The 23922-nt window shown below is 42.6% G+C and carries 16 protein-coding genes and 1 CRISPR repeat array; of the genes, 6 read left to right on the plus strand and 10 right to left on the minus strand.

All coding sequences use genetic code 11. The annotated features are described in order from the left end of the window. The 3 genes from BV372_RS13925 to BV372_RS13930 form a co-directional block, all read right to left on the minus strand. A partial coding sequence (locus tag BV372_RS13925; protein WP_373270766.1) for a WD40 repeat domain-containing protein occupies positions 1 to 1658 on the minus strand: 1658 nt, incomplete at its 3' end. Beyond that, the gene (locus BV372_RS37595) at positions 1645 to 3867 is read right to left on the minus strand and encodes a hypothetical protein (RefSeq protein ID WP_256973207.1); all 2223 of its coding nucleotides are present in this window, start codon (positions 3865 to 3867) and stop codon (positions 1645 to 1647) included. The genes BV372_RS37595 and BV372_RS13925, both read right to left, overlap by 14 nt. 80 nt (positions 3868 to 3947) lie before the next feature. Next, a complete protein-coding gene (locus BV372_RS13930) occupies positions 3948 to 5300 on the minus strand; it encodes an AAA family ATPase (RefSeq protein WP_086687101.1) in 1353 nt (450 codons plus the stop codon). Between the two features lie 363 nt (positions 5301 to 5663). On the opposite strand from BV372_RS13930, the gene leuC reads away from it, so the two are divergent. The 5 genes from leuC (at position 5664) to BV372_RS13955 (ending at position 11010) form a co-directional block, all read left to right on the plus strand. Then, complete coding sequence (gene leuC, locus BV372_RS13935; RefSeq protein WP_086687102.1) at positions 5664 to 7067, plus strand: 3-isopropylmalate dehydratase large subunit; 1404 nt, start codon at positions 5664 to 5666, stop codon at positions 7065 to 7067. A 218-nt stretch (positions 7068 to 7285) separates the two neighbouring features. Then, positions 7286 to 7894: a 3-isopropylmalate dehydratase small subunit gene (gene leuD, locus BV372_RS13940; RefSeq protein ID WP_086687103.1), complete on the plus strand. Its 609-nt coding sequence runs from the start codon at positions 7286 to 7288 to the stop codon at positions 7892 to 7894. Positions 7895 to 8212: 318 nt separating this feature from the next. After that, a complete protein-coding gene (locus tag BV372_RS13945; RefSeq protein WP_086687104.1) occupies positions 8213 to 8848 on the plus strand; it encodes a Uma2 family endonuclease in 636 nt (211 codons plus the stop codon). A gap of 182 nt (positions 8849 to 9030) precedes the next feature. Further along, a complete protein-coding gene (locus tag BV372_RS13950; RefSeq protein ID WP_086687105.1) occupies positions 9031 to 9918 on the plus strand; it encodes a 2Fe-2S ferredoxin in 888 nt (295 codons plus the stop codon). A gap of 723 nt (positions 9919 to 10641) precedes the next feature. Then, a complete protein-coding gene (locus BV372_RS13955) occupies positions 10642 to 11010 on the plus strand; it encodes a hypothetical protein (RefSeq protein WP_086687106.1) in 369 nt (122 codons plus the stop codon). A gap of 172 nt (positions 11011 to 11182) precedes the next feature. Here the strand turns inward: BV372_RS13955 and psaK are convergent, their stop codons facing one another. The 3 genes from psaK to BV372_RS13970 all read right to left on the minus strand — a co-directional run bounded on the left by psaK (position 11183) and on the right by BV372_RS13970 (position 15400). Then, a complete protein-coding gene (gene psaK / locus BV372_RS13960; RefSeq protein ID WP_086687127.1) occupies positions 11183 to 11449 on the minus strand; it encodes a photosystem I reaction center subunit PsaK in 267 nt (88 codons plus the stop codon). 254 nt (positions 11450 to 11703) lie between these two features. Then, on the minus strand, positions 11704 to 12456 hold the full coding sequence (locus BV372_RS13965) for a TMEM175 family protein (RefSeq protein WP_256973208.1): 753 nt from the start codon (positions 12454 to 12456) through the stop codon (positions 11704 to 11706). A gap of 28 nt (positions 12457 to 12484) precedes the next feature. Beyond that, positions 12485 to 15400, minus strand: coding sequence for a PAS domain S-box protein (locus BV372_RS13970; RefSeq protein WP_179198085.1), 2916 nt, complete (start codon positions 15398 to 15400; stop codon positions 12485 to 12487). A 318-nt stretch (positions 15401 to 15718) separates the two neighbouring features. On the opposite strand from BV372_RS13970, the gene BV372_RS13980 reads away from it, so the two are divergent. After that, a complete protein-coding gene (locus BV372_RS13980; RefSeq protein WP_086687109.1) occupies positions 15719 to 16810 on the plus strand; it encodes a WD40 repeat domain-containing protein in 1092 nt (363 codons plus the stop codon). A 47-nt stretch (positions 16811 to 16857) separates the two neighbouring features. Next, positions 16858 to 17408: a CRISPR direct-repeat array (repeat unit 24 nt; unit sequence GTTTCAATCCCTAATAGGGATTAG). Between the two features lie 416 nt (positions 17409 to 17824). On the opposite strand, the gene BV372_RS13985 is transcribed toward BV372_RS13980, so the two are convergent. The 4 genes from BV372_RS13985 to BV372_RS14000 all read right to left on the minus strand — a co-directional run bounded on the left by BV372_RS13985 (position 17825) and on the right by BV372_RS14000 (position 23206). Then, on the minus strand, positions 17825 to 19213 hold the full coding sequence (locus BV372_RS13985; protein WP_086687110.1) for a 1-acyl-sn-glycerol-3-phosphate acyltransferase: 1389 nt from the start codon (positions 19211 to 19213) through the stop codon (positions 17825 to 17827). A 107-nt stretch (positions 19214 to 19320) separates the two neighbouring features. Next, complete coding sequence (locus BV372_RS13990; RefSeq protein ID WP_086687111.1) at positions 19321 to 19848, minus strand: dihydrofolate reductase family protein; 528 nt, start codon at positions 19846 to 19848, stop codon at positions 19321 to 19323. 253 nt (positions 19849 to 20101) lie between these two features. After that, positions 20102 to 22030 (minus strand): ankyrin repeat domain-containing protein, encoded by a 1929-nt coding sequence (locus BV372_RS13995; RefSeq protein ID WP_086687112.1) that lies wholly within the window; start codon positions 22028 to 22030, stop codon positions 20102 to 20104. A gap of 105 nt (positions 22031 to 22135) precedes the next feature. Then, positions 22136 to 23206, minus strand: a complete 1071-nt coding sequence (locus BV372_RS14000; RefSeq protein WP_086687113.1) for a fatty acid desaturase family protein — start codon at positions 23204 to 23206, stop codon at positions 22136 to 22138. Positions 23207 to 23922 lie beyond the last annotated feature (716 nt).

Here is a 23922-nt window from a genome sequence, read left to right on the forward strand (position 1 = left end):
ATATCCCAGATTTTGATGGTGTTGTCACCACTGCCAGAAGCTAACTTTTGCCCATCTGGGCTGAAGACTACGCTATTAACCGCACTGCTATGCCCAGAAAGGGTTTTAATGGCTTTGCCCGTAGCTATATCCCAGATTTTGATGGTGTTGTCACCACTGCCAGAAGCTAACTTTTGCCCATCTGGGCTGAAGACTACGCTGCTATGCCCTGCGAGGGTTTTGATGGCTTTGCCTGTGGTGATGTCCCAGATTTTGATGGTGTTGTCAAGACCACTAGAAGCTAGCTTTTGCCCATCTGGGCTGAAGACTACGCTATAGAGCCAATGGCTATGTCCTTCTAAAGTATTAACTTCTATAGCTCGATTTTCTTTTGGCTCTTTGGGTTGTAAATAAACTGCTTGCTGTAATGTCGCCAAAGTTCGCATTTGGGTTAAAGTATCTGTTGCTCCCCCAGCTATAGATTTGAGTTTTACCCCAGCTTTTAAACCTTCAATTAAAGCATCTGGATATTGCCCTGCAACAGAAAGTGCCTCTGAAGAATTGGCCAGGGCGTTGATTTCACTAATTTCGGCGTGTTTTTTTTGCTCATCTGCCCTGCGTGCTGCATCCCAGGCGGTTACTGCTAACCCAGCCAATACCAATCCGGCTGCAACTGAACCCATCAGGGCATATCTGAGTAATTTATTGAATCTTGCTTCACTAATTTTTCTTTGTTTTTTTTCTGCTTCCAGTTCTGCCATTACCTGCTTTAACTTCGGTTCCTGTTGCTGGCGGATAAAGGCGGCTAAATAATCATGCACCAGTTGATAACGGTCTGCTGGGTTTTCTGGTAACAAAACCACCAAGCCAGATTTCACAAAAATCTTTAATATTAAATCTAATCGACTGGCGTTTAAGACTTGATCTCTCGATCCCCCCGCCTGCGGCGACCCCCTTAATAAGGGGGTGGAAGGAGTGATAGTATTATTGCCCCGCTTGGGGATAAAAGCAGCAATATAGCCCCCCTTTTCAAGGGGGGTTGGGGGGATCTCCGAAAGCTGAACCTCACTAAATGAGAGATATTGCTGCAAATCCCGTTCTAGTTCAACGCGAGTCTTCAGGGGGCGAGTTCCTTTTTCATCGGTGAGCAAATACAGCAACAATTCTGCCGCTTGTTGATTCTCTGCACCGCAGTCATCAACCACCTCAGCTAAGTAGCGCTTCACCAATTCTTCTTTAGCGTTACTCCCCAATTCTTGATACTTCGCCAGAGTTGTAATATTCTCGGTTTGCAACTGCGCCCCCACCACCTGCAATTCAATCGGGCGCACTTCCCCCAGTTCCCCGGCTAAATCTGTAACTAGTTGGTCAATTAAAGCAGGTTCTAAATAAAAGCTAGTATTCTCAGTTAAGCGCTGAATAATTGACTGAGTATCACTGGGCGAAAAATTCCCCAACTCATAAAGCACATGATTGCTGAGAATATCATTGCCAATAATCTTCAGGCTCGAAAGGCGATTGCATTCCAGCAAATAATGCAAGTAATCTATACGCAGTGACAAAATCACCTTTACAGACAGGATATTCAGACATTCTCCCAGGAACTCAAAAAACTGCCGTCTTTGTTTTGGTTCTGGATAAACAAAGAAAAATTCTTCAAACTGGTCAAAAATCAACACAGTTCGCAGGTTGTGTTGTTCGTTTTCCCGCAGTTGAGTGAGGAGGGGTGAGAAAGCTGGGGGAGCTGGGGAGGTGTAAAAGTGGGAAGTTTGAGGTTCTGAGCTTGGAGTGTTGAGTAAAAAGCTCGGATTGTCGTGTTCTGAACTTGGAGTGTCGAGTAAAAAGCTCGAATTGTCGTGTTCTGAGCTTGGAGTGTCGAGTAAAAAGCTCGAATTGTCGTGTTCTGAGCTTGGAGTGTCGAGTAAAAAGCTCGGATTGTCGTGTTCTGAACTTGGAGTGTCGAGTAAAAAGCTTGGATTGTCGCGTTCGGAACTTGGAGTGTCGAGTAAAAAGCTTGGATTGTCGCATTCTGAACTTGTAGGAACGAGAATCTAAGCCTGTTGCTTCTAGTTTTACCTCTCCCTCCTGCGCTTCTACTCCCCCAGCTTTCCCTAAAACCCGCCCCAACTCCTCAACCCAATTGCTATACACGCGGATGGCGACAACCAAATTATCTTGAGTACCAATGGCTTTGCGTTTCAAAGCCGGAACTAGTCCCGCATTCACCAAAGAACTTTTACCAACACCCGATTGCCCATGAATTACAATTAATTTATAGTCAGGGCGACCGATGCGTTCTATTAAGCGTTCTACATCCAATTGACGACCAGATGCGGCGATTTCTGGGGCGATATTAGCCAGATTATCAATCTGTAAAGCTGTAATAATTTGCGTTTCTACCTGTTTTGTAGCTTGTAATCTACCTGCACCAATAAACGCCCGCAAACCAAATTGCTGCTCAATAGAACGTGCTTCTAGCTTGGCATCAAATGCATCCAGATATTGCTTTTGCTGAAAATATAGCCTTTGCAAATTATTAAGAATTTCGATATAAATCTGTGGTTCTTGATCGTAAACTCCAATTTTTATTGCTAGTTCTAAATTAGCGATCGCTTCTGCATCTTCTGCTAGCTGTTGTTGTGCTTGTGCCAGAATCAACAGGTAGAGACTGCGGTGGTAAAAGATTAAAGATTTATCTGCTCCTTCCACCTCAAGACAAGTAGATAAAATATTTAATGCCTGCTTTGATAAAGATATAGCATCATGCCAATTTGCTTGCGCTAAGGTATGATCTTCTTTATCTTGGCTAGAAGGTGACGAACTTTTTAATACCTCCTGTATAACCGAATAACGCAAATCTCCTTTTCCTAAAGCTGCTTCAGCTAAAAAACCATAATCTTGAGCTATTTTTAGTTGATTATTTTCTGATTGATGTAATTGCAAAGCTTTTTCAGCCAGAATTTGCAATTGTTCCCAATCTTGGAAACTTCGCAGAATAATACCAAATATATCAATTGAATTGGCAATTAAATCGGGGCGTTCAGCATCTGTAAAGGCTACTAAACTCTGCTGCAAATAATTTCTGGTAGTTTCCCAATCAGTATTTTCTACTCGTATTAAAAGATTATTTTGAAATTTTCTGGTTTTTTCGTAATAACAGATTGTAATTTGACTAAGTATTTTACCTTGACGTTCAAAATTATTATTTATCCGCCAATAATCTAAGCTTTGGTTGTAATGCTCAATAGCAACATCAAAATTTTTATTCGTATATTCAACTAAACCTAATAAAAAATTACAATTGGCTTTTAACTCAGATCCTACATCTTGTCTCTGATTTTGTAACTCTTGCCAAGCTGATTTAATTTCTGAAATAATTTCTAAATGTAGATTTAAAGAGTGCTCAAATAATTGTGTTGCTGTCTGTTGCAGAAAATCAGTTAATTCATGAGTGCCAATAGAAAAATTTTTCGTAGTCGCCCAACTCTCTAAATCTGGCGCTAACTGCATCATTTGCTGATGAATTTCATCGTTAATCCACAACACAATCGGGAAAGGAAAACTTTTGCGAAACTCCTCCCGCACCTGATTAGCAGAAATCAACATCTGGGGCAAATCTTGCAATTTATCCAACCCCACCACCATCAAAGCTTGAACATTATCCCCACATTCCTCACGAATGGCGGTGTAAAGTGTCCTTTGAGATGGTTTGAGAGTTAAAACGCTAATTTTAACAGCAGAGATTTCCTGTAATTTGGCAATTAAGCGATCGCGCTGTTGAGCATAATTGCACTTTGCCAACATCAGCTTAAACTGTCCGACAGAAGCTTGAATTGCCCAAGCTAATTGTTGCAATGCGCGATCGTTGTTTATCTTGTCATTTGTCATTTTTCAGGCGTAGGGTGGGCATGGATATAGATCCCCGACTTCTTGAAGAAGTCGGGGATCTGGAATATGGTAAGTCACAATTAGCTGTTTAATTCCCTGGCTTCTGCCAAAATGGGATTAACATCAAACCAAGACTCACCGCGATCGCGATATTCAAAGACAAAGCGACTGCGAATCAGCTTTTGATAGCCTTGGTCATCGCTGACTTTCTTTCTCTGCTTGACGTGACGTAACAATTGCCACTCATCATCAGAAATTGGCATGGTCATTTCATTCCGCCGGGAGCGAATTACTTGCTCTAAGGTATCGCGAGAAAGGGGAAGCGTCATTTCTTCCATAATCCAGGTGTTCAGCAACCGCAGCAAGTCGCGCACATGACCACCACTCATGTTACATAAGCGTTCTAAGGTGGTTTCACTGTCAAAAATCTCTGTAATCTTACTTAAACGCTCCTCTGGTTCCAAGTCAGGAAAAGCTCTGGCTAACACCATCTGCTGCATCAGCGTTATTCCCTGTTCGTGGACGCTACCATCAGGCCACTGTACCGGAACCATCGGCAAAACCTTCGGGTCTTCAGGGAATCGCTGGGTGAGCGTGCCATAATCATTGGAGAATTTCAGCGATAGGGGCATGGTATAAACTAAATGACAATTTAGCTTGGTCAAAAACTCACCCTGATCGACAAACAGATATTCCTGTTGCGGACGACCCCAAGATTTGACGCGGTTATCGATGCGGTCAAGGTTATCGACAATTACCACTAAACCTTTTTTACCTTGCTGCTTGAGTTTTGCGATCGCAGGTTCTAGGAGTTCGCGATTAATTGCTTCTAGTAACTGGGTTTTCTGCGGGCCGAGATACTGATTGAGTTTTTCCCGCAGCGTTGGGTCATTCTTGGTTTTTGTCGTGATTTCCCCAATCCCAAAAGCTAAAGACAGCTTTTCCTTTTCCGCCGAGTAACCCACATCCCCAACATTTGGAACCTTGAGCTTGACTCCTGTGACCTCAGAGTTTAAGACTCTCAAAGCACCTTGGAGCAATTCATTAAATTTGCTGGTTTCCTCCAGCGTAATTTTATCCAGACTTTGACTTACACGCCGCGCGATCGCCAGCAGCACATCGGCAATATCAACATCGGTCATTTCCAGGTCTTCACTAGACTCAAAATACACTACCTGGAAGCCTTGCTTTTCCAGTTCCGCCTGTAACCGTAATAATTCTGTCGATTTTCCACAACCAATATGACCAGTAAATAAAGTGCAGGTAGGCTCATTCGGCTTGAAAAATGTAATCTTATGCTTCAGCTTGTTAATAATATCGCCGCCCCGCACCTCAGAAAAATCTATGTAATACTTTGCATCCACTCCATTAGTGATATACAGAGTGCGGCTGGGGTCAGTAGCCTGAAAGAAATTCAATAAATCTATGGCCATAAAGCTAGGATTTTATTTATCTTGTATGTCCCAGATATCCTTGATTGCAAGAATAAAGTTATTTACAGCAATTGAAGCTATTATTTCGCAGAATTTCAGTTTTATTATTTAGTATTGTTAAATAAACTTTGCCAAACTTTGACATCCTACAAGGGTGTCGCTATATAAACAAAGCCCACCTTCGTGGGCTAGAGAAATTTAGCCCACGAAGGTGGGCTTTGTATCGGTAGCCCCAGGCTTCCAGCCTGCGGGCGTTCAACAAAATTGGCTAAACTATTAATCAAGGCAAGCAATTTACATAGCAAAAGCCTGACGCTTTTTTGATAGTATAAAAACTCTGACTCGTTAAATAACGATTGATGTATGAGCAAAGGCACCCTGTTCGATAAAGTTTGGGACTTACACACCGTTGGGACACTTCCGTCGGGACTAACGCAACTATTTATCGGGCTTCACCTTATACATGAAGTCACCAGTCCCCAGGCCTTTGCGATGTTACGGGAACGAGGTTTAAAAGTACTGTTTCCTCAGCGCACTATAGCCACAGTCGATCATATTGTGCCTACAGAGAATCAGGCACGTCCCTTTGTCGATACGATGGCAGAGGAAATGATCCAAGCGCTAGAGCAGAATTGTCAAGAAAACGGCATAACTTTTTATAATATAGGTTCTGGCAGTCAAGGTATTGTCCACGTTATCGCTCCAGAACAAGGACTTACCCAACCAGGAATGACCATTGCTTGCGGTGATAGTCACACTTCCAGTCATGGTGCATTTGGGGCGATCGCATTTGGGATTGGTACTAGTCAAGTACGCGATGTTCTAGCTTCTCAAACTCTTGCCCTGTCTAAATTAAAAGTCCGCAAAATCGAAGTGAATGGCACCCTCAACCCCGGTGTCTACGCTAAAGATGTGATTCTCCATATCATTCGTACTTTGGGTGTAAAAGGTGGTGTAGGTTACGCCTACGAATTTGCAGGTACTACCTTTGAGCAAATGAATATGGAAGAGAGGATGACCGTCTGTAATATGGCGATCGAAGGCGGGGCCCGTTGTGGTTACGTCAACCCCGATGGAGTCACTTATGACTACCTCAAAGGTAGAGACTTTGCACCCAAAGCCGCAGATTGGGACAAAGCTGTGGCTTGGTGGGAATCGATTAAGAGTGATGCTGATGCTGAATACGATGATGTCGTAGTCTTCAACGCTGCGGATATTCCCCCGACAGTTACCTGGGGAATTACCCCCGGTCAAGGTATCGGCGTCAACCAATTGATCCCCAAACCCGACGAACTAGCGGAAGAAGACCGATTTGTGGCTGAAGAAGCTTACAGTTACATGGATTTATTTCCCGGTCAACCGATTAAAGGCACCAAAGTTGATGTCTGCTTCATTGGTAGTTGCACCAACGGTAGAATCAGCGATTTGCGAGAAGCCGCGAAAATTGCCCAAGGTCGCCACGTTGCAGAAGGAGTCAAAGCCTTTGTCGTCCCCGGTTCCGAAAGAGTCAAAAAAGAAGCCGAAGCTGAAGGATTAGACAAAATCTTCCTGGAAGCTGGCTTTGAATGGCGCGAAGCAGGATGTTCAATGTGTTTAGCCATGAATCCAGACAAACTACAAGGAAGACAAATCAGCGCCTCATCTTCCAACCGCAACTTTAAAGGCAGACAAGGTTCAGCTTCCGGGCGCACATTGCTGATGAGTCCTGCAATGGTTGCAACTGCTGCGATTAAAGGCGAAGTCGCCGATGTCCGCGAATTGCTCTAATTAATTTAATTGCTCAGATACCCGACTTCTTTAAGAAGTCGGGTATCTAAATCCACCTTATTTTAGAGACATTCGGTAGCAGGGTGCGTTGTTGAAATTACGCATCGAAAATTTCGGATAGTGTTAAGAGTACGGCATAACATACCCTAAAAAGCTCTCTGCAACTATTCTTTCTTCGTGTTCTTTGTGTCCTTCGCGGTTCGTTTTTTACTAAATTTATGGGAAGTGAAGTTAAAACAGTCTCCGGGCGTGGCGTAGCTTTAATAGGCGATGATATAGATACCGATCGCATCATCCCTGCCCGCTATTTAAAAGCCATCACCTTTGATGGATTAGGTGAAGGTGCGTTTATTGACGATCGCACAGCACTCAAAGGACAACATCCCTTCGATCAACCACAATACCAAGGGGCAAATATTTTAATAGTTAACCGCAACTTCGGCTGTGGTTCCTCACGGGAACACGCACCCCAAGCACTTGCGAAATGGGGCATTAAAGCCTTAATTGGTGAAAGCTTCGCCGAAATCTTTTTCGGTAACTGCGTAGCGATGGGCATTCCTTGTGTGACTGCTGATAGTGCGATCGTTAAAAAGCTGCAAGAACTAGTAGTTACCAATCCTCAAGCATCTGTCACGGTAAATTTGGAAACTTTGCAAGTCCAAATTGGTGATTACAATACCCAAGTATCTATCGGTGAAGGTACGAGAAGCACTTTCATTTCTGGCACTTGGGATGCTTGCGGTCAGTTAGTAGCTAATGCTGATAAAGTTCGGGAAACTGCGGCAAAACTACCCTATGTAGGTTGGGGTAATTTAGCTGCGAGTTAGGATATAGGACTCATATTTGATTTCTGAAAAAATCTAACTATCTGTAGCATTGCCCACCGTATCCGGGTTTTGGTGGGCAATGCCCAACGCCACTTGCTTTATGCCGACGGCAGTTCCTCTTTGGGGAAACCACCAAGACCGGACTGCCTTGGGAACCCGTCCACGGCAGTGCTCACCAAATTAAAAATTTGGTGGCTCTTATTAAGTACAGTGTTGAATCCCCTTTTAAATAAAACCTTCTGCCCTCTGCCCTCGTACTTCTGCCTTCTTCAATTGAAGTCTAAAATTGAATAAACGTGAAGCAATGGTTATCAGAACATGGTAGCAATAGTAACCCCCGCAGAAAGTAGGGTTTTACTGCAAGGTATTAGTTGGCAGACTTTTAAAGCCATGTTGGCAGATATGGGAGATGAGCGCAACACCAGGCTAGCGTATGAAAAAGGTATATTAGAAATCATGACCCCTTTAATGCCGCATGAGAACTCAAATCGTTTGATTGAGAGCTTTATTCTTGTGCTGTGTGAAGAATTGGGTTTGGAAGTTAAAAGCACTGGTTCTTTAACAATAACGCGAGATGAGTTAGAGCATGGTGCAGAACCAGATAGTAGCTACTATATTCAAAATGAATTGCTAGTCCGAAATAAAGAACATATAGACTTAGTTTCAGATCCACCACCAGACTTAGTTCTGGAAGTTGAATATTCCCGACCTAAGATTGATAAATTTAGTCTTTACGCTTCTATGGGTGTTCCTGAATTCTGGAGATACAACGGAACAGTATTACGAATCTACACGCTTTCCGGTGGCAAATATTCAGAAGCCCAAACTAGCCCTACCTTTGTCCCTGTAGCAGTCAAAGAGATTCCTAACTTTATTAGAGAAAGCAAAAAATCTGGGCAAATAGCGACAATCCGTGCTTTTCGTACTTGGGTTAAGCAGCAGATATCTCGATAGAAATGAATTGGGCGCGATCGCAATGCTAAAGTATTGCTTGACAACCATAGCATCCTGAAAGTAGTCACTGAGAACAGATGTGTTTTATGCCTTAAACAGTTTCCGCAAAATAGATCAGCTGAATTAATTTCAATTAAACTTACAAATTGTGATTACACAATCGCTTTAACCCCAATTCTAAGATGGCTAAAATACCTTTGTTTTTAAGAAATACCTGGTACTATGCATTACCGAGTAACCAGTTAAAATCTGGACAAATACTTTCAAAAACTCTCTTGAATGAGCCAATAGTTTTTAGTCGTGATCGCTCAGGTAAAGTCTTTGCCAAGCTAAGTGAAACGAAAAGTTATCCAATCCAAGAGGCACAAGGAAATATTTGGATCTATATGTCAGATGATGATAGTTCCTTAATATTAGAAGAAATACCACAAATCCCTGAGTTTGCCGACCAATCTCCCCAAGGTATTGAGTCCATCCGCTTTCCTTGTGATGTCGATCACGCTGTAGTCGGATTGATCGATCCGGCTCATATTGCTTTCGTTCATCAGGCGTGGTGGTGGCGTTCTCCTCAAACACTAAATGAGGTAGCCAAAACTTTTGAACCATCTTTGTATGGCTTTACCATGCGAAAGCATACACTAGAACAACAAACGTTTTTCTATCGCTTGATAGGACGCAATCCACAGATCGAAATCTCGTTTCGTTTGCCAGGAATTCGGATTGAGCGCGTGTCCACTGACAAACATATGGTTTGTAACTTAACAGCAATTACTCCCATTTCCGAAACTGAGACTGAGGAAACAACTATGTTCTACACAACTTTACCTTGGTTTCCGATTCTCGAGCCATTATTGCGACGGTTTACGCGCAGTTTTCTCGATCAAGATCGAAAAATTTTGATTAAACAACAAATCGGTTTGAAACATAATCCACCTTTAACTTTAGTTGGAGATGCCGATGCTCAAGCCCGTTGGTATTATAGATTGAAAGCAGAATTTGCTAAATCTCAAGTACAAGGGCGTTCTTTTGTTAACCCAATTAAAGAAAAGACACTTCGATGGCGTAGTTAGACTTAACGATCTAACTTTTCAATCAGCACTAGTAAAGCTCATAAAAGTGTTTTGGGAGGTTAACGGAATTAAACAGGGATGAGGAGAGGTTGCTTTTGAGCCAATTAGCTAGTTTAAAACAAGCAAGAGTAACTCTCTCTTAGACGAAGACATATCAGAATTCTTGGGAGCTGCAATATTTATTGAATTTATTATCTTGCAATTATCTTAGAGGTTATTTATAAAGTAAAGCTGAAATCGTAGGGTGCGTTATAGCAACGCTTAACGCACCGAGAAAGATGGTGCGTTACGGCTAATAATCACTTTCTCAAACTCCCAAATCCTTGCATAGCCGTAACACACCCTACTTAATATTTACTTTATAAATGGTCTCTTATGCCTGAGTTTTGCTAGGGCATTGCTCACCGTATCCGGGTTTTGGTGGGCAATGCCTACAGATACTTAGATTTTTTCAGAAATCAAATATGAGTCATTTATTATCTTGCAATTATCTTATGCCTGAGTTTTGCTAGCGATCGCAATATCAGCGATAGCCACGTTACTTGCAGTAAAAGTTGCTTTGTTCGCTCAACCTGGCATTGAATTATATACTAGTGTAGGATAATACCAGTATATTTATAGCTATTGAGACATTTGATAAGAATTTGTATAAGATGGACTGATCAATAATCAATTGATGTGAAAAGATAAATCGCATCTTTCATTACCAAAGTTAGAGAACACATGAACAAAAAATTTGTCTTATCTTTGCTTTCTACCCCAGCACTGTTTATGTCTATGCTGTCTATGGTTATGATGACCAAAACAGCTCACGCTAGTCAAACAGTCACTCCAGTAAGTACCCATTTATCTTGTGTACGTTCCCCACATACAGCAACTGCTAAACAGGTGTGTATACAGGTGAATAACACTCCTGTTTCTCCAGCTAAACCCGAAATGACAGTAGCGCAAGTACAATCATCAAATCAGCCTGCGGAATTAGAATTCACCGATGCAGAGAGTGATGAAGCAATAAAGTTGTTTGGTTGTGATTGTCCAGTCTGCATTAACGCTGTACGTCAGTTACACGGTTTGGCTCCAATGCCTGTCTAATAACTTGGTGAGTTAAGCTCAAAATAGATTAGTATTTATCAATACTAAAATAACTACTTAAACAAAGTAGTAATTACGATGTTGTGCAACTTGGTAGTGAACATAAAAAAGCCAGAGAACTCACTCTCTGGCTTTTAGTTGGAAACAAAAGAGTAATTAAACAGAGAAAAACCTAAATTCTTCCCAGGTTATGCAGGCCTAAAATAATACCAGTCCCTAAGATATGACCAAAGGCAGTTGTGGCTAATAATGCAGGTACACCTAAACCACCAAATAAATTAGGTGAGGGTAGATGTGGTTCGGCATTAGGATATTTGATAGTCGATCTGCCAAAGGCAATAGCGGCAATATTAGCCAAAATCATAATCACTCCAACTGTTGGACTCCATTGCAGGGTTGTGGGAACAGTGGTAGCGGCAAGTAAGGTCGAAGTAAGCAACTGATTCGCTCCTGAAACTTGTTGATTATTGAAATATGATCTGAATATTTCGCCACACAATTCAAGAAAACAAGCTGGTTTTGCAGCAATATTTTACAGTTATTCTAAATACTTAATACAAACCAGAATAATCCAGGCGATTAGAAATCGCGGCTAAACAAACAAAGTCCGCCTGCGCGGACTAACATCAAAATAGGGTTGCAAATTTAATCTGACGAGATTAATAAAAGAGCGCTAAGATGCGATCGCACTCTTCAAGGAGTCAAAGTCTTCTCAATGCGACGATCGGGGATCAGCCACATAATTGCAACTAGAACATATAGCCCAAAAGCAACCCACGAGTTCACAAAGGAAAGTGGAATTGCTAAGGCATACAATACAACTGATATCCTGCCCTTAAAGTCTCGACCGACTGCGATCGCTAAAGCCGAATCTCTACCGTGATGAGCAATCAAGGCAAGAGACAGGATAAAGTAAGCGATCGCAGCAAACAACAGTACCGTACCATAAAGCGCGATCGGCCAAGCGGCAAAATGGTTCTCGCCCATCCAGCCAGTAACGAAGGGAATTAACGATAACCAGAATAGCAGATGCAGATTAGCCCAAAGAATACGTCCATTAACGTGCCGGACTGCTTGCAATAGGTGATGATGGTTGTTCCAGTAGATGCCAATGTAAATAAAACTCAGCACATAGCTCAGAAATACCGGAATTAGCGGACGCAGAGCAGCTAAATCGGCACCATGCGGCACCTTCAGTTCCAGCACCATGATGGTGATAATGATGGCAATCACACCATCACTGAATGCTTCTAACCTCCCCTTCCCCATCTGTATACACGCTCCTTTTGTGCTTACTTCAAAGTCAGTTGGGATACTCTGTACTTTACCGCGTCTTGTAACCGCTGTGGAGAAGAGACCTGAGTTGAAAGTGCTGAGTACTGAGTGCTGAGTAAAAATACTAGTTCCCAATCCCTGTTTCATGCTTGGCAGTGAAACTGATTTCATTGGCACCGCCTTAAAAATAGGGCAGAAGTTAGATTTTTATTGCTGGCTCATCACCAGAGGTAGCGGGTAACTCAATCCAAAATCGACTACCTTGATGGAGGGTAGATTCAACCCCAACTCGCCCATTCATCCGTTTAATGCCCCGTTCCACGATCGCCAAGCCAATGCCATTACCTGGGTAAGATTCAACCCCATGCAATCGCTCGAAAGTCCGAAAAATTCGCTCTTGGTGCTGAGGGGCAATACCAATGCCGTTGTCTTCTATCCATAACCGTACCCATTGATCGTGCTTTTCTGCCCAAATGCGGACTTTAGGGGCAGATCCAGGGGATACAAATTTAATGGCATTTGTCAACAAATTCGTAATCACTTGGTCGAGAATTCTCCGATTGGCTTGAACTTTAGGCAAAGGTGGCTCAACCGTAATTTGTGCGTGATGAGCCTGTAATTCTGGTTCTAGTTCAATGAGTATGCCTTCAACTACAGCCGCAAGGTTGACCCGTTGCAATTGGATCTCGGTTTGCCCCAGGCGGCTATATGCTAGTAGGTTTTGAATTAGGGTATCTAAATGCTCGGCTGCTGTTGCTAGACGCTGGATATATTCTCGTCCGAGCTCGTCTAGTACTGCGCCATAGTCTTCAATGATTACCACAGCATAGCCCTGAATTGCGCGGAGCGGAGCACGCAAGTCATGAGACACCGAATATGAGAAAGCTTCGAGTTCTTGATTGACTTCCTGTAATTGCTCAGTGCGTTGCTGAACTCGCTGTTCTAAAGTTTCGTTGAGTTGGATAATTTCTTGTTCTGCTTGCTTGCGACTAGTAACATCGGCTGCTATGGAAATTACCAGCCGTCTGCCATCACTTAATCGTCCTAAAGGAGCTGAACTAAAGTCCCAAATCCGAGTATTGCCGTCCTTGGTAATAATTGTAAATTCGCCTTCATCAACCCGGCGATCGCGCTTGTACAGATTATTAACTAGTTCCAAAACTGCGTGGCGTTCTCCTTTGTAGGCTTTTTCTGTCCAGTCTGCCACAGTCGGAATATCCTCTGGAGTATAGCCAGTGATTTCAGTCCAAGTTTTGCTAATTTGCATCACCTGACCATCTTCAGCGTGAATCATGATTGGAAAAGGAGCATTTACCACAGCTCGCCGGAACCGCTGTTCACTTTCCCTGAGAGCTGCTTCAGCAAGCTTGCGCTCGCTAATATCTAAAACAAAAGCGATCGCGCTATCTTCTTCTGACAACAGAGTACTACCCAACAAAACCGGCACTCGGCTCCCGTCTTTGCGTAGATATTCCTTCTCAAACACATGACTGATACCAGTTCGCTGCAATGCCGCAATTTTTTGCTCGTTTAAATCTAAATATTCTGGCGGGTTAATTCGAGTCCATTGCAGTTTTCCTTGTTCCAAGTCCTCCTTTGTATAACCAACTAAATCTAAAAAGGCATTGTTAGCATAGGAAATACTTCCATCCCGAAAATTGCCCACAGCTACCGCCACTACATTCGATTCAATCAGTTGCCTAAACCGAGCTTCGCTACGTCGCAGCGATTCATTAGTAACGGCGAGTTCTGCGGTTCTAGCTGTAACTCTGGCTTCTAATTCTTCAGTCAGTTGGCGCAATGCTGTTTCTGCTTGTTTGCGTTGAGTGATATCCCTGCCTTCGGGAATTAGCAACGTCACATTGCCAGCGCTATCCCAAACTGGCTTGAGGGAAAAATCAATGGTTGCTACAGTATTTCCGGCTCCTTGGACATCTACCTCATAACGCACAAACTCACCTTGCGCAGCTTTGGCGATCGCTTGCTGTAATTGCGCTTGTGTCTGCGGGGAAATTGTCCACCATCGAGTTTGCCAAAACGGTTTGTTAATCACATCGCTGGGACTTAATCCGCCAAATTTCAGGGCAGTTTGGTTAGCTTCTATGACAGTACCATCTGGTCGCAACAGCCCTACAAATTCAAACGTCTGGTCAAAAATAGTCCGAAATTTCCGTTCGCTAGCAATTAGTTGCTGCTGTACCTGCTGCCGAGAAATATCTACTTGATTAAGTAATCGAGCATTCCACCAAACTACTAAGAAAAAAGAAACAATCTCTAGAATGCTGCGCAGGGAACTTAGATCTTTAACCGATAGAATTACCGCTTTGTAGATAACTAAAGCTACTAAACTGACAATCACCGGCAGAATCACGACTACAGGTGTTAAACGCCGAACCATTAAGCCACCTGGTTCTGCACTGCTAACCTCTTGCATCCACCCACTATCAGCACAAGCAAACACCATGCCAATGGAGAGCAATATGAAAGCGATCGCTGTGTGGATTGCCATGCCAGTTAAAGAACCCGCACCATAAAACAGTACTATTTCATAAATATGCCCTGTTAGTGCGAACAGCGAGATCAAAAAAGTCAGAATGCTCAAGAATTGAGACAGATGGCATTCTCGACGAACTAACAGAATTAGTGCTAACCCTAAAAAAACGAAGTTGAGAGCCGTATTAGAAGCCATCCGTGTCTTCAAGCCTGCATCTACCGCAGAGGGAGAATCTGGAAACAGCAGTTGATCGATCCCTAAATTGGTATCAAAGCCATACTGAATTAATTCCAGCATTCCCAGCAAGAGAACGAACCCAGAAAGAATCAAAATACTGGACTGAATCCTGCGCCTAAATGCTTTATTTTGAATGGTTAATCGCCAATGCCACAACCACAGCGCCAATCCACTTAAAAGCAGCCCCAAAGCCGTATTTGGCTTCATTGTCACTTGTTTTAAGACAATGCTTTTGAGCAATGTAATATCAAACATCCAGCCCAACAGCACTGCACAGCTTATAACAATAACGATGAGACTGGTAATTTTGGAAGTCAATTTGAGCGATCGCAGAATTTTTTTAGAACTATGAGGGGTAGTAGTTGGTAAATCATAAGCACTCATGAGCATTCCCAAGCAAAGCGGCTTATTCTCTTATAATGAATGCTACAGAATCAAGCGTAATCTGTCTAATTGCAGTTTGTATAGTTTTGAAAATAAGGTATTGGGCATGGTGGGCGATCGCCAGTTTCAATCCCTAATAGAGATTTTGATTAATTGCAATTTTTCCAATCGCAATTTTAGCGATCGCCCCTAAAATTCTTAGAGGAAAAAAGCGCAATAGTGCGGTAAGCACGCAAGGCGATGCCTACAGCGGCAAGCTACGCATCCTAAAGAGTATGATGAAATGTCTTCTACTGCATTGTTCTTAACAACGCATCTATGAGCAAAACCAAATTTATACAAAAGCTGGTATCTAGTAAGTGCCCAAAAATTTTATTAAATCGAAAAAAAGCGCAAAAAGCCCTAGCTATTACATTAATCCTTACTCTCACTGTTATTGATGTACATCCTTCCAGTTCAAATTCCTCTATCGGCAAACCCCATATTCAACTACTTCACACGCTGACTGGTCATCAAAAAGTTACTTTTGGTGTTCCAGCAATTGTTATTAGCCCAGATGGGCAAACCCTGATTAGTGGCGGTAGGGACGATACTATTAAATTCTGGAATCTACACACAGGAAAGTTGCTGCGTAGTATAAATGCTCAATCAGACGGTGTTACATCAATTGCCATTAGTCCAGATGGAAAGCTTCTTGTTAGTGGTGGAATAACCACCCCGACAATGAAAATTTGGGATTTACGCACCTTTGAGATGCTTCGTGTTGAGAGTGGACATACACTACCAGTAGAAACGATTGCTATTAGTTCTGATGGTAAATTGATTGCCAGTGGCAGTGACGATCGCACAATCAAGCTTTGGGATTTACGTACTAGAAAGCAGCTTAATACTATTGCTGCACATTCAGCTTATGTGAGTAATGTTGCAATTAGTCCCAATATGCAAACCCTTGTCAGTACTGGTGGTAGTGATGACAATACAATTAAGCTGATTGATTTAAAAAATCGCAAAATAGGTTATACCCTCCAAGGACATAAAATCCCAGTTGATGCTATTGCCATTACGAAAGATAGCAAAAAGCTCGTTACAGGTAGTTTTGGTCAGCTAGTCTCTCGAAATCGGGCAATTAGCACCCTCAAGTTATGGAATCTCCAAACTGGAAAACTGCTGCATGAGTTTTCTGAAAATTTTAGTTCGGTTAAATCCCTGACCATCACCCCAGATGGAAAAATTCTTGTCTGCGGCAATGATGATGGCACTATTAAACTATGGAGCCTAGACACGCTAAAATTGCTGGGCACCTTTCAAGATGGTTCTAGTGCGGTTTTGAGGGTTGCTATTAGCCCAAATGGAAAGTTTCTTGCCAGTAGCAATGAGGACAGCATTATCCATATTTGGCAATTCAATTAAGGCAATAAGCAGACCTGCCAATAGTGACAGTAAATAACTGTTGAAGCGTTTCAATCCCTAATAAGGATTAGATTTAATTGCAATCGCTTGGATTTATTACCCTGTGTGGGAGCAAGTGTTTCAATCCCTAATAGGGATTAGTTTTAATTGCAATGATGAAGCACGTTGTCACTCATGAATATGATGAAGTTTCAATCCCTAATAGGGGTTAGTTTTAATTGCAATATGCCGATACATCAGAACTGTTGGAGATTGAGCGGGTGCTTGTTTCAATCCCTAATAGGGATTAGTTTTAATTGCAATTAAAAGGCTCATATTAGTCTCCGTAGGTTCTTGCGTTTCAATCCCTAATAGGGATTAGTTTTAATTGCAATTTTCTTTACCAGATTAATTCGCTGCTCTTCTTGTACGTGTTTCAATCCCTAATAGGGATTAGATTGAATTGCAATGATATCAAGAACCTCCCGAAGCGAGAACTTATAGCGTTTCAATCCCTAATAGGGATTAGATTGAATTGCAATTTATGTAGTTTGGAAAACTGGCGACTTTATCAAAGAGCGAGTTTCAATCCCTAATAGGGATTAGATTGAATTGCAATGGCTCGCAGTTGGAAGCATTGATATATTTGGTTTTCAAGGTACAGTTGCGTCAACCTCCAATCAAAGTAGCTTTTCAGGGATTGGGTTGTCAAGGGTGTCATTGGATAAAAGCTCAAAAGGCTTGTATAGCAAGGGTTAGAGAGTTTGCGTCAACCTCAAAATAAGTGAAAAAGGGTTCAAAAGCAGAGGCAGTAAGCTTTTGGGGCGGAAAATTTGACTGTTGTTTTCAAACACCTACTGGTTGACGCCAGACTCAAGCTCAAAACACTATGGACATATATAGCAGTCCTATTTCATTTGTGAAAAAACAAAGTGCATTTGTAGATCCTTTTTTCCTGTTCCCTGTTCCCTGTTCCCTGACTCAACTCCTTCATTTCACAACTCATTTAGGATTGCTATAACTAATAGTATTTCATCAACTACCTATTAACTGCTCTAAAGCAATTTTCAAGTCCCGTGTTAACTGACTCGCAGCGTTTCGAGATGCTTGGCGATCGCCTTGAGAATTTTCCCAGCGTTCTGTAACCGAAATTGGTTCACCTACAGTAATACGTGCTGTTCGCCAACCTAACCGGGGACGTGCTGGTGTTTTGCGATCGCTAATTCGAGACAGCATATCGAACATGAGTAGCACTGTTTCGGCAAAGCGTTCAGCAGTCGGCTGTTCCTGAATATAAGTAGAGGTGACAGCGACAAAACTTTCTACTAAGCGCATATGTCGCATCCGCAAATCGGCTTCTTCCGCAATCCAGTTTGCCAATCCGCGTTTCAGGGGCGATAAAGCAGCGATGTCAGGTACATCTTCGCGGTAAATGTAACTCCAGCCAGCCTCTTCCAAACGGCGACAGCGATCAATGAAATTTCCTTGTGGCTGGATATCAAAATATTGCTCGGGTACTTGTAAAGCCGTATCCAGTAGGCGGTGAAGACGGGAAGTTATTTCTTGATTGGGGATAGCAGGAATATCTTGATGATAGAAACGACGATAAAATTCTTCCATTTCGGAAATGATATGTTCAGCCAGCCGACAGAGGCGTTGATAGTAAATTTCTGGCTGCCCATTAATGCCATTCTCAACTGATACTGACAAGCCGCTATCAGCTTCCAATTTACTCAATAATCGCTCCAGTTTTGACCAAGGTGGGTTAACGTAGCGATACTGGATAGCGATCGGCACAATAAAAACAGTTTCAGGACGATTTGCTTTGGCTAAGTCTTCTACACACCAAAACCCCAGTTGAGAAACACCAGGTTCTAACGGGCTAACTATGCCGCTATGACCATTAGTACCGCCTTCAGGTGCAACTGCGATCGGTATTTTGCTATTAGCAAATAAATCTCGTGCTGTTTGGATAGCCTGTCTATCTAATCGCTTACCCCGACGAATTGCTACACCTCCCAGCAAAGAGAAAAACCAACCCAACCAGTCCCCAGCCCACAAAGTCATACCGCGATCGTAGAGAAAGTGAGAGTGAACCGGAGATTGCAACTTTATTCCTTCCTGACGAGCAACTCGTGGCACAATCCGAGAAAGTAGATAGAACATACTGAGGGGATCGTCTACCTCTGGATGTCGAAACGCCAGTAAAAAGCGAACTTTGCCAGCTTGGAACTTTTCATAAAGCTGGGCTAACACCTCAGCATTTTTAGCTTCAATCTGGATAATACCTGCTGGCAACCAAGGTCGAAGCCGCAAACGCAGCATTAATGGCAGCAACCACTTAGCAATCTGGAGTATGACTGCGTTAAACTGTGGCGGAATAAATTTTAGCGGTGGTTGAATGGATTGAATCGATTTAGGCAAGTTGCTCTCCAGATTGTGTTTCAGAATCGCCTACTTGATTTTGACACTTTTAAAAGTGGGCGATCGCGCTTTAGCGATAATTATCAAGAACAACAATGTCCAACGCTTCAATGTTTCACTCTATAAGTAAGTAAAATGACGCCAGTTTTGTAAATTTTGCTGTCGATAAGTTCCAGATCAGTCTGCTTGATGGCTTCAGAAAACAATGGAATACCTGAGCCAAAAACTACTGGATTGACCTTGAGGATGATTTCATCAATCAAATTTTCTGTTAAAAGTGTAGTTGCTAAATATGCTCCCCCGCAGAGATAAATATCCTTACCTGTTCCTGTTTTCAGTTCTCTTACAAAGTCTATGATATTCTCTGAAACTAGCTCTACATTTGGATCGGGGCTGGTTTCCATAGTGCGTGACAGCACATACTGTTTTGTCCAAGGATAGGGATTAGTTACACCAAACTGAAATCCAAACTCGTATGTTTTACGTCCCATCAAGACGATATCATAATCATTCTTGAGCGATTCTAAATAGTCGGTTACATGGTCGCCCTCTGGGATAAATCCTTCGATTGTGTGGTCTTTGTGGGCGATAAAGCCGTCTACGGTACAAGCAACGTGATACTTGAGTTTACGCATATTTTGCTTTCTTGAAAGTCTGCGAAGGCGTTTCTTTGAAGTTATTGTTACATTGTCTTCAAATACAGCAGAATTCAGGAGTTAAAATACAGAATTCAGAAGTAAAACAGTCTTTATGCTTGGGTTTGAGGCTTAGGATCTGTACTTCACTAACTTGAAATTCGCTGTATGAATGTTTCTCAGAATTTAAACGTTTTAGAGAATTGTATAACAAGCAAACTCAACCGATGCATTTTCCTCCCCTAGCTTGCCATCAGGTTTGTTGAGATCTGGTAGCACCATAACTCTCTAAAAGGGCAATAACTTCATCAAAAGGTTGTCCTTTTTTATGCCCTTCCTGTTTGCCCAACTCAGCATATTCCAGAGGATTTAAATAATCTGTGACTCTCACACGAACATCTGCACCTGCTTCTAGCAAAACTCGTACAACTTCTAAATTCCCAGCATAAGCGGCATCGAGCAGTGGATTAAAATGTCCGTCACTTGATCTTTGATTTACATCTGCTCCAGCTGCGATCAATAGTTTGGCAATTTCATGATGTCCTTTAAAAGCAGCTCGACACAAAGCTGTGGTTTCTCCGACACGAAGATTGACATTAATCTTTTCTTGGAGCAAAGATTTTACCTTTTCAATATCGCCATGATTAACAGCTTGAATTAATTCAACTTCTTTTAGCCCCTCTTGAGAAGCACCCGCCTGCTTCAGAATATTGGCAGCTTTGCTTTTTCCTGCAAACTCTGCTTTCATCAATGCTGTATTGCCATCGCGATCGCGTATATTCAGATCTGCACCTGCTTCAATGAGGGCGGTAATGACACCGAGATCGGAATAGCCTAAGGCGTGCATTAAAGCAGTCTGACCTTGAATATCTTGCTGATTTACATTCGCTCCTCGTTGAATCAGCAGACGCACCATCTCCGGTCGATTGGTGGCAAAGAAAGTAATACCAGCTTGCATTAAGGGCGAAGTGTCAGGCAAACCATCATCTGTTTCATCAGGTAAATTGGGATTTGCCCCAGCATCTAGCAAAGCTTGAATGACTGAAATGTGACCACCTTGAATTGCTAAAGACAGGGCAGTACGATCGCAGGAAGCGATCGCATTTACATCTACTCCACTAGCAATTAACTGCTGAACTTGTTTCAGGTTGCCATACATTGCCGCATCAAGCAGCTTTTCAACAGCTGTGTTTTGTTCTCTAGTTTGCCGTCTGATCGTTCTTGCCATTTCTTTTTCGGCATCGCGATCGCCAAGGGCACGAATTTCATCACAAACTAGGGGATAGAGAAAATCATATATATCGCGGTGAACTCCCTTTGCTGCCAACATTAAAGGCGTTTCTCCTTGACTCCAAGCATTCACATCTGCTCCCCTTTCAACCAGCAGTTTCACAACTGGTAAATGTCCTTCCAAAGATGCAGCCATCAGTGCAGTCCAGCGATCTTCTTCATATCCTTCAACATCAGCACCAGCATCAAGTAATAGCCGAACAACTTCTAGATGTCCTTCTTCAGCCGCAGTATGCAAGGGTAATTCGTCAAATCCGCGTTTAACGTTTGCCCCTGCTGCAATCAACTCTTGCACAATCTCTACATTACCTTTGCGGGCAGCAACAACCAGCACAGGAGTTTCATGCCAGACGGATGGATTTGGATTTGCACCAGCTTGAAGTAAAGTTCTCACTGTGTCGATATTACCTTGGAGAATTGCTGCTCCTAAGGGTGTGCTTGCTGACTCCTCATCTTCGTCTTCAGCCAAATCTTCTAATTCATCAGTGGTTTCGTCATCTATTTCCGTGCTAGAAAATTGCTCAGAGTTGTTAGATAGAGCATCTACCACAGACATAAAGCCAGCATAGAAGTTTTTCGCTTCTTCAGGAGCGTCCGCAGTCGCTTGGGCAATCAGATCTGCCAAATTTTGCCCGCCTGGTAGTTTCGTACCACTGATTTGTGGATTGATTACCAATGGTTCTGGCTCAGAATTAATTTTCGCTCCGGCAGAAATTAGCATCTCGATAATTTCTGAGTTGCCAATACTGGAAGCTAAAGTTAAAGCCGTCTGTCCATTAGTATTCTTACGATCGAGAGGAACACCGGATGCTAAGAGTTGTTTGACTCGTTCAACATCAGATGTTTGAATTGCAGCAAATAATTCTGAAATGCGATCGCTGGCTTCGCTCATAAAATTCTCCATCACCAGTTGAAGTAATCGTTTACACCAGGCTGACTTATCCTCAACTAGTATGCCCCTGCGATCGCGCAGCCTAACAGCAGGTTACACGGTGGATTATGGGGTGGCGATCGCTTTTGTCTTTGTGGTTTCTGTTACTGGTAACTTTCGCACCACAAAGTAAGTCGGATCTTGACGTTGTTTAATCAGCGCTGGAATAATTTCCTTGTATGCTTCCCAGCAGCTCGAATATGGAGGTGGAACATCATGCTTGATGGCTTCATGCAGCGCCGACAGGGCATGGTATGGCACCATTGGGAACATGTGATGCTCGACATGATAATTCATATTCCAATATAAAAAGCGGAACACAGGATTCATGTAAATGGTGCGCGAATTCAGACGGTGATCTTGCACGTCTTCAGCTAGCCCAGCGTGTTGTGTTAGTCCAAAAAATACATGTAATGAAGCACCGTAGAATGAAGGCAGACCAATGAACATCAGTGGCATCCAACTAGCGATCGCAATCGACCAAGCTATAACGCTTATGGAAATCGCCATATAAATTCGTGCGGTTAGGATGACGTTGCTGTGTTCACGTTCGGGAACGTAACTTTTCTCCTCAGCTGACAGCAACCCAAGTGAGTGAAGCAAAATCTGGCGCAGTTGCTTCAGTCCTGTCTTGAGATTAAGAAGATTCAGTCCTAGATTAATAAAGCTTGGCGGACGCGGTGACGCTATTTCTGGATCGCGACCAACGATTAGCGTATCTGTATGGTGTCGAGAGTGGCTCCAGCGCCATAATGTAGACTCTCTTAGTACCATGAATGATGCGATTTGATAAACCAGATCGTTCAGCCACTTAGTCTTGAACGCTGTACCATGACTGCACTCATGCCAACGTGAGTCGGAAGCTCCCCCATAAAGCCAGCCATAAACCAAAAACGCTGGGATCGCCAACCAAGTACCCCAACTAATATAGGCGATCGCACCAGTTGTAATAATTAGCGTGAACCACAACACAGTATCTCGCAGTGCCGGCATATCGCTACGCTTCATCAATTCCTTGAGTTGCTGACGCGGAACAGGAGTTCTATACCACTGCACACATGACAGGCCGCTCTCGCTAGCTTTCTGTGATTCTGGTCCGACTAAACTGTAATCTCTCTGGGTAAAATTGGTATTCATAAAGTCTCTATCTGCATATATTCAGTTGTTTATGCTCCTGCTGAAGCTGCTGGTTCACAAGTTGCTGATGACAACTAAAGTAAAAATTGAGCTACTATCCACATTTGAAAGCCGACTTTTTACAAGATTCATATCTGATTTTTGAAATACAGGTAGGCAATGCCTAATGCTAGTTGCTACAACTGAGGGAACCGCTGCAATGCAATGGCTCCCCTATATTTAAGTTTCACGAGTAAGTTATTTTTTCAAAAAACCAACCGAATTCCTATAGAGCTTCATTCAATTAGGAATGAATCCAACTTTTTCAAATTGATTTATAAATAGTAATTTATTAAATTATGCACACGTGTGCATAATGCTATTTTATTTTTGCATAACTGAGCAAAATCTATATTAAGTTTTTTAACCTTATTTAGAGGTTGTTTTAAAAGTATTTGGCTGTGACTTTAGACACTTTTTATCCCCCCTACCCCCCTTAAAAAGCAGGGCCGTTTCATTCGTAATGGTATGTATTTTGTCAATATGAATGGCGATAAATATCAGGGCAAAAGTCATAAATTGTTGACCATCTTGATGCCTAAGATTGAATACCAAGCTCGTTTTTTATCTCCTGAACCCTTGCATTTTCAAGCCTTTTAGGGAATGAAACAGCCCTGCCTTAAAAAGGGGGGAAATAGAATTAAAGTCCCCCTTTTTAAGGGGGATTTAGGGGGATC

The sequence above is a fragment of the Nostoc sp. T09 genome, assembly GCF_002154695.1.
Taxonomy (GTDB): domain Bacteria; phylum Cyanobacteriota; class Cyanobacteriia; order Cyanobacteriales; family Nostocaceae; genus Aulosira.

Bases quoted from the DNA above. Each gene is read 5' to 3' on its own strand.
- BV372_RS14000 (WP_086687113.1), bottom strand. From the start codon at position 23,206: ATGAATACCAATTTTACCCAGAGAGATTACAGTTTAGTCGGACCAGAA.
- BV372_RS37595 (WP_256973207.1), bottom strand. From the start codon at position 3,867: ATGACAAATGACAAGATAAACAACGATCGCGCATTGCAACAATTAGCT.
- BV372_RS13945 (WP_086687104.1), top strand. From the start codon at position 8,213: ATGGTAGCAATAGTAACCCCCGCAGAAAGTAGGGTTTTACTGCAAGGT.
- BV372_RS13950 (WP_086687105.1), top strand. From the start codon at position 9,031: ATGGCTAAAATACCTTTGTTTTTAAGAAATACCTGGTACTATGCATTA.
- BV372_RS13955 (WP_086687106.1), top strand. From the start codon at position 10,642: ATGAACAAAAAATTTGTCTTATCTTTGCTTTCTACCCCAGCACTGTTT.
- BV372_RS13995 (WP_086687112.1), bottom strand. From the start codon at position 22,030: ATGAGCGAAGCCAGCGATCGCATTTCAGAATTATTTGCTGCAATTCAA.
- BV372_RS13980 (WP_086687109.1), top strand. From the start codon at position 15,719: ATGAGCAAAACCAAATTTATACAAAAGCTGGTATCTAGTAAGTGCCCA.
- BV372_RS13965 (WP_256973208.1), bottom strand. From the start codon at position 12,456: ATGAAATCAGTTTCACTGCCAAGCATGAAACAGGGATTGGGAACTAGT.
- BV372_RS13970 (WP_179198085.1), bottom strand. From the start codon at position 15,400: ATGAGTGCTTATGATTTACCAACTACTACCCCTCATAGTTCTAAAAAA.
- leuC (WP_086687102.1), top strand. From the start codon at position 5,664: ATGAGCAAAGGCACCCTGTTCGATAAAGTTTGGGACTTACACACCGTT.
- leuD (WP_086687103.1), top strand. From the start codon at position 7,286: ATGGGAAGTGAAGTTAAAACAGTCTCCGGGCGTGGCGTAGCTTTAATA.
- BV372_RS13990 (WP_086687111.1), bottom strand. From the start codon at position 19,848: ATGCGTAAACTCAAGTATCACGTTGCTTGTACCGTAGACGGCTTTATC.
- BV372_RS13930 (WP_086687101.1), bottom strand. From the start codon at position 5,300: ATGGCCATAGATTTATTGAATTTCTTTCAGGCTACTGACCCCAGCCGC.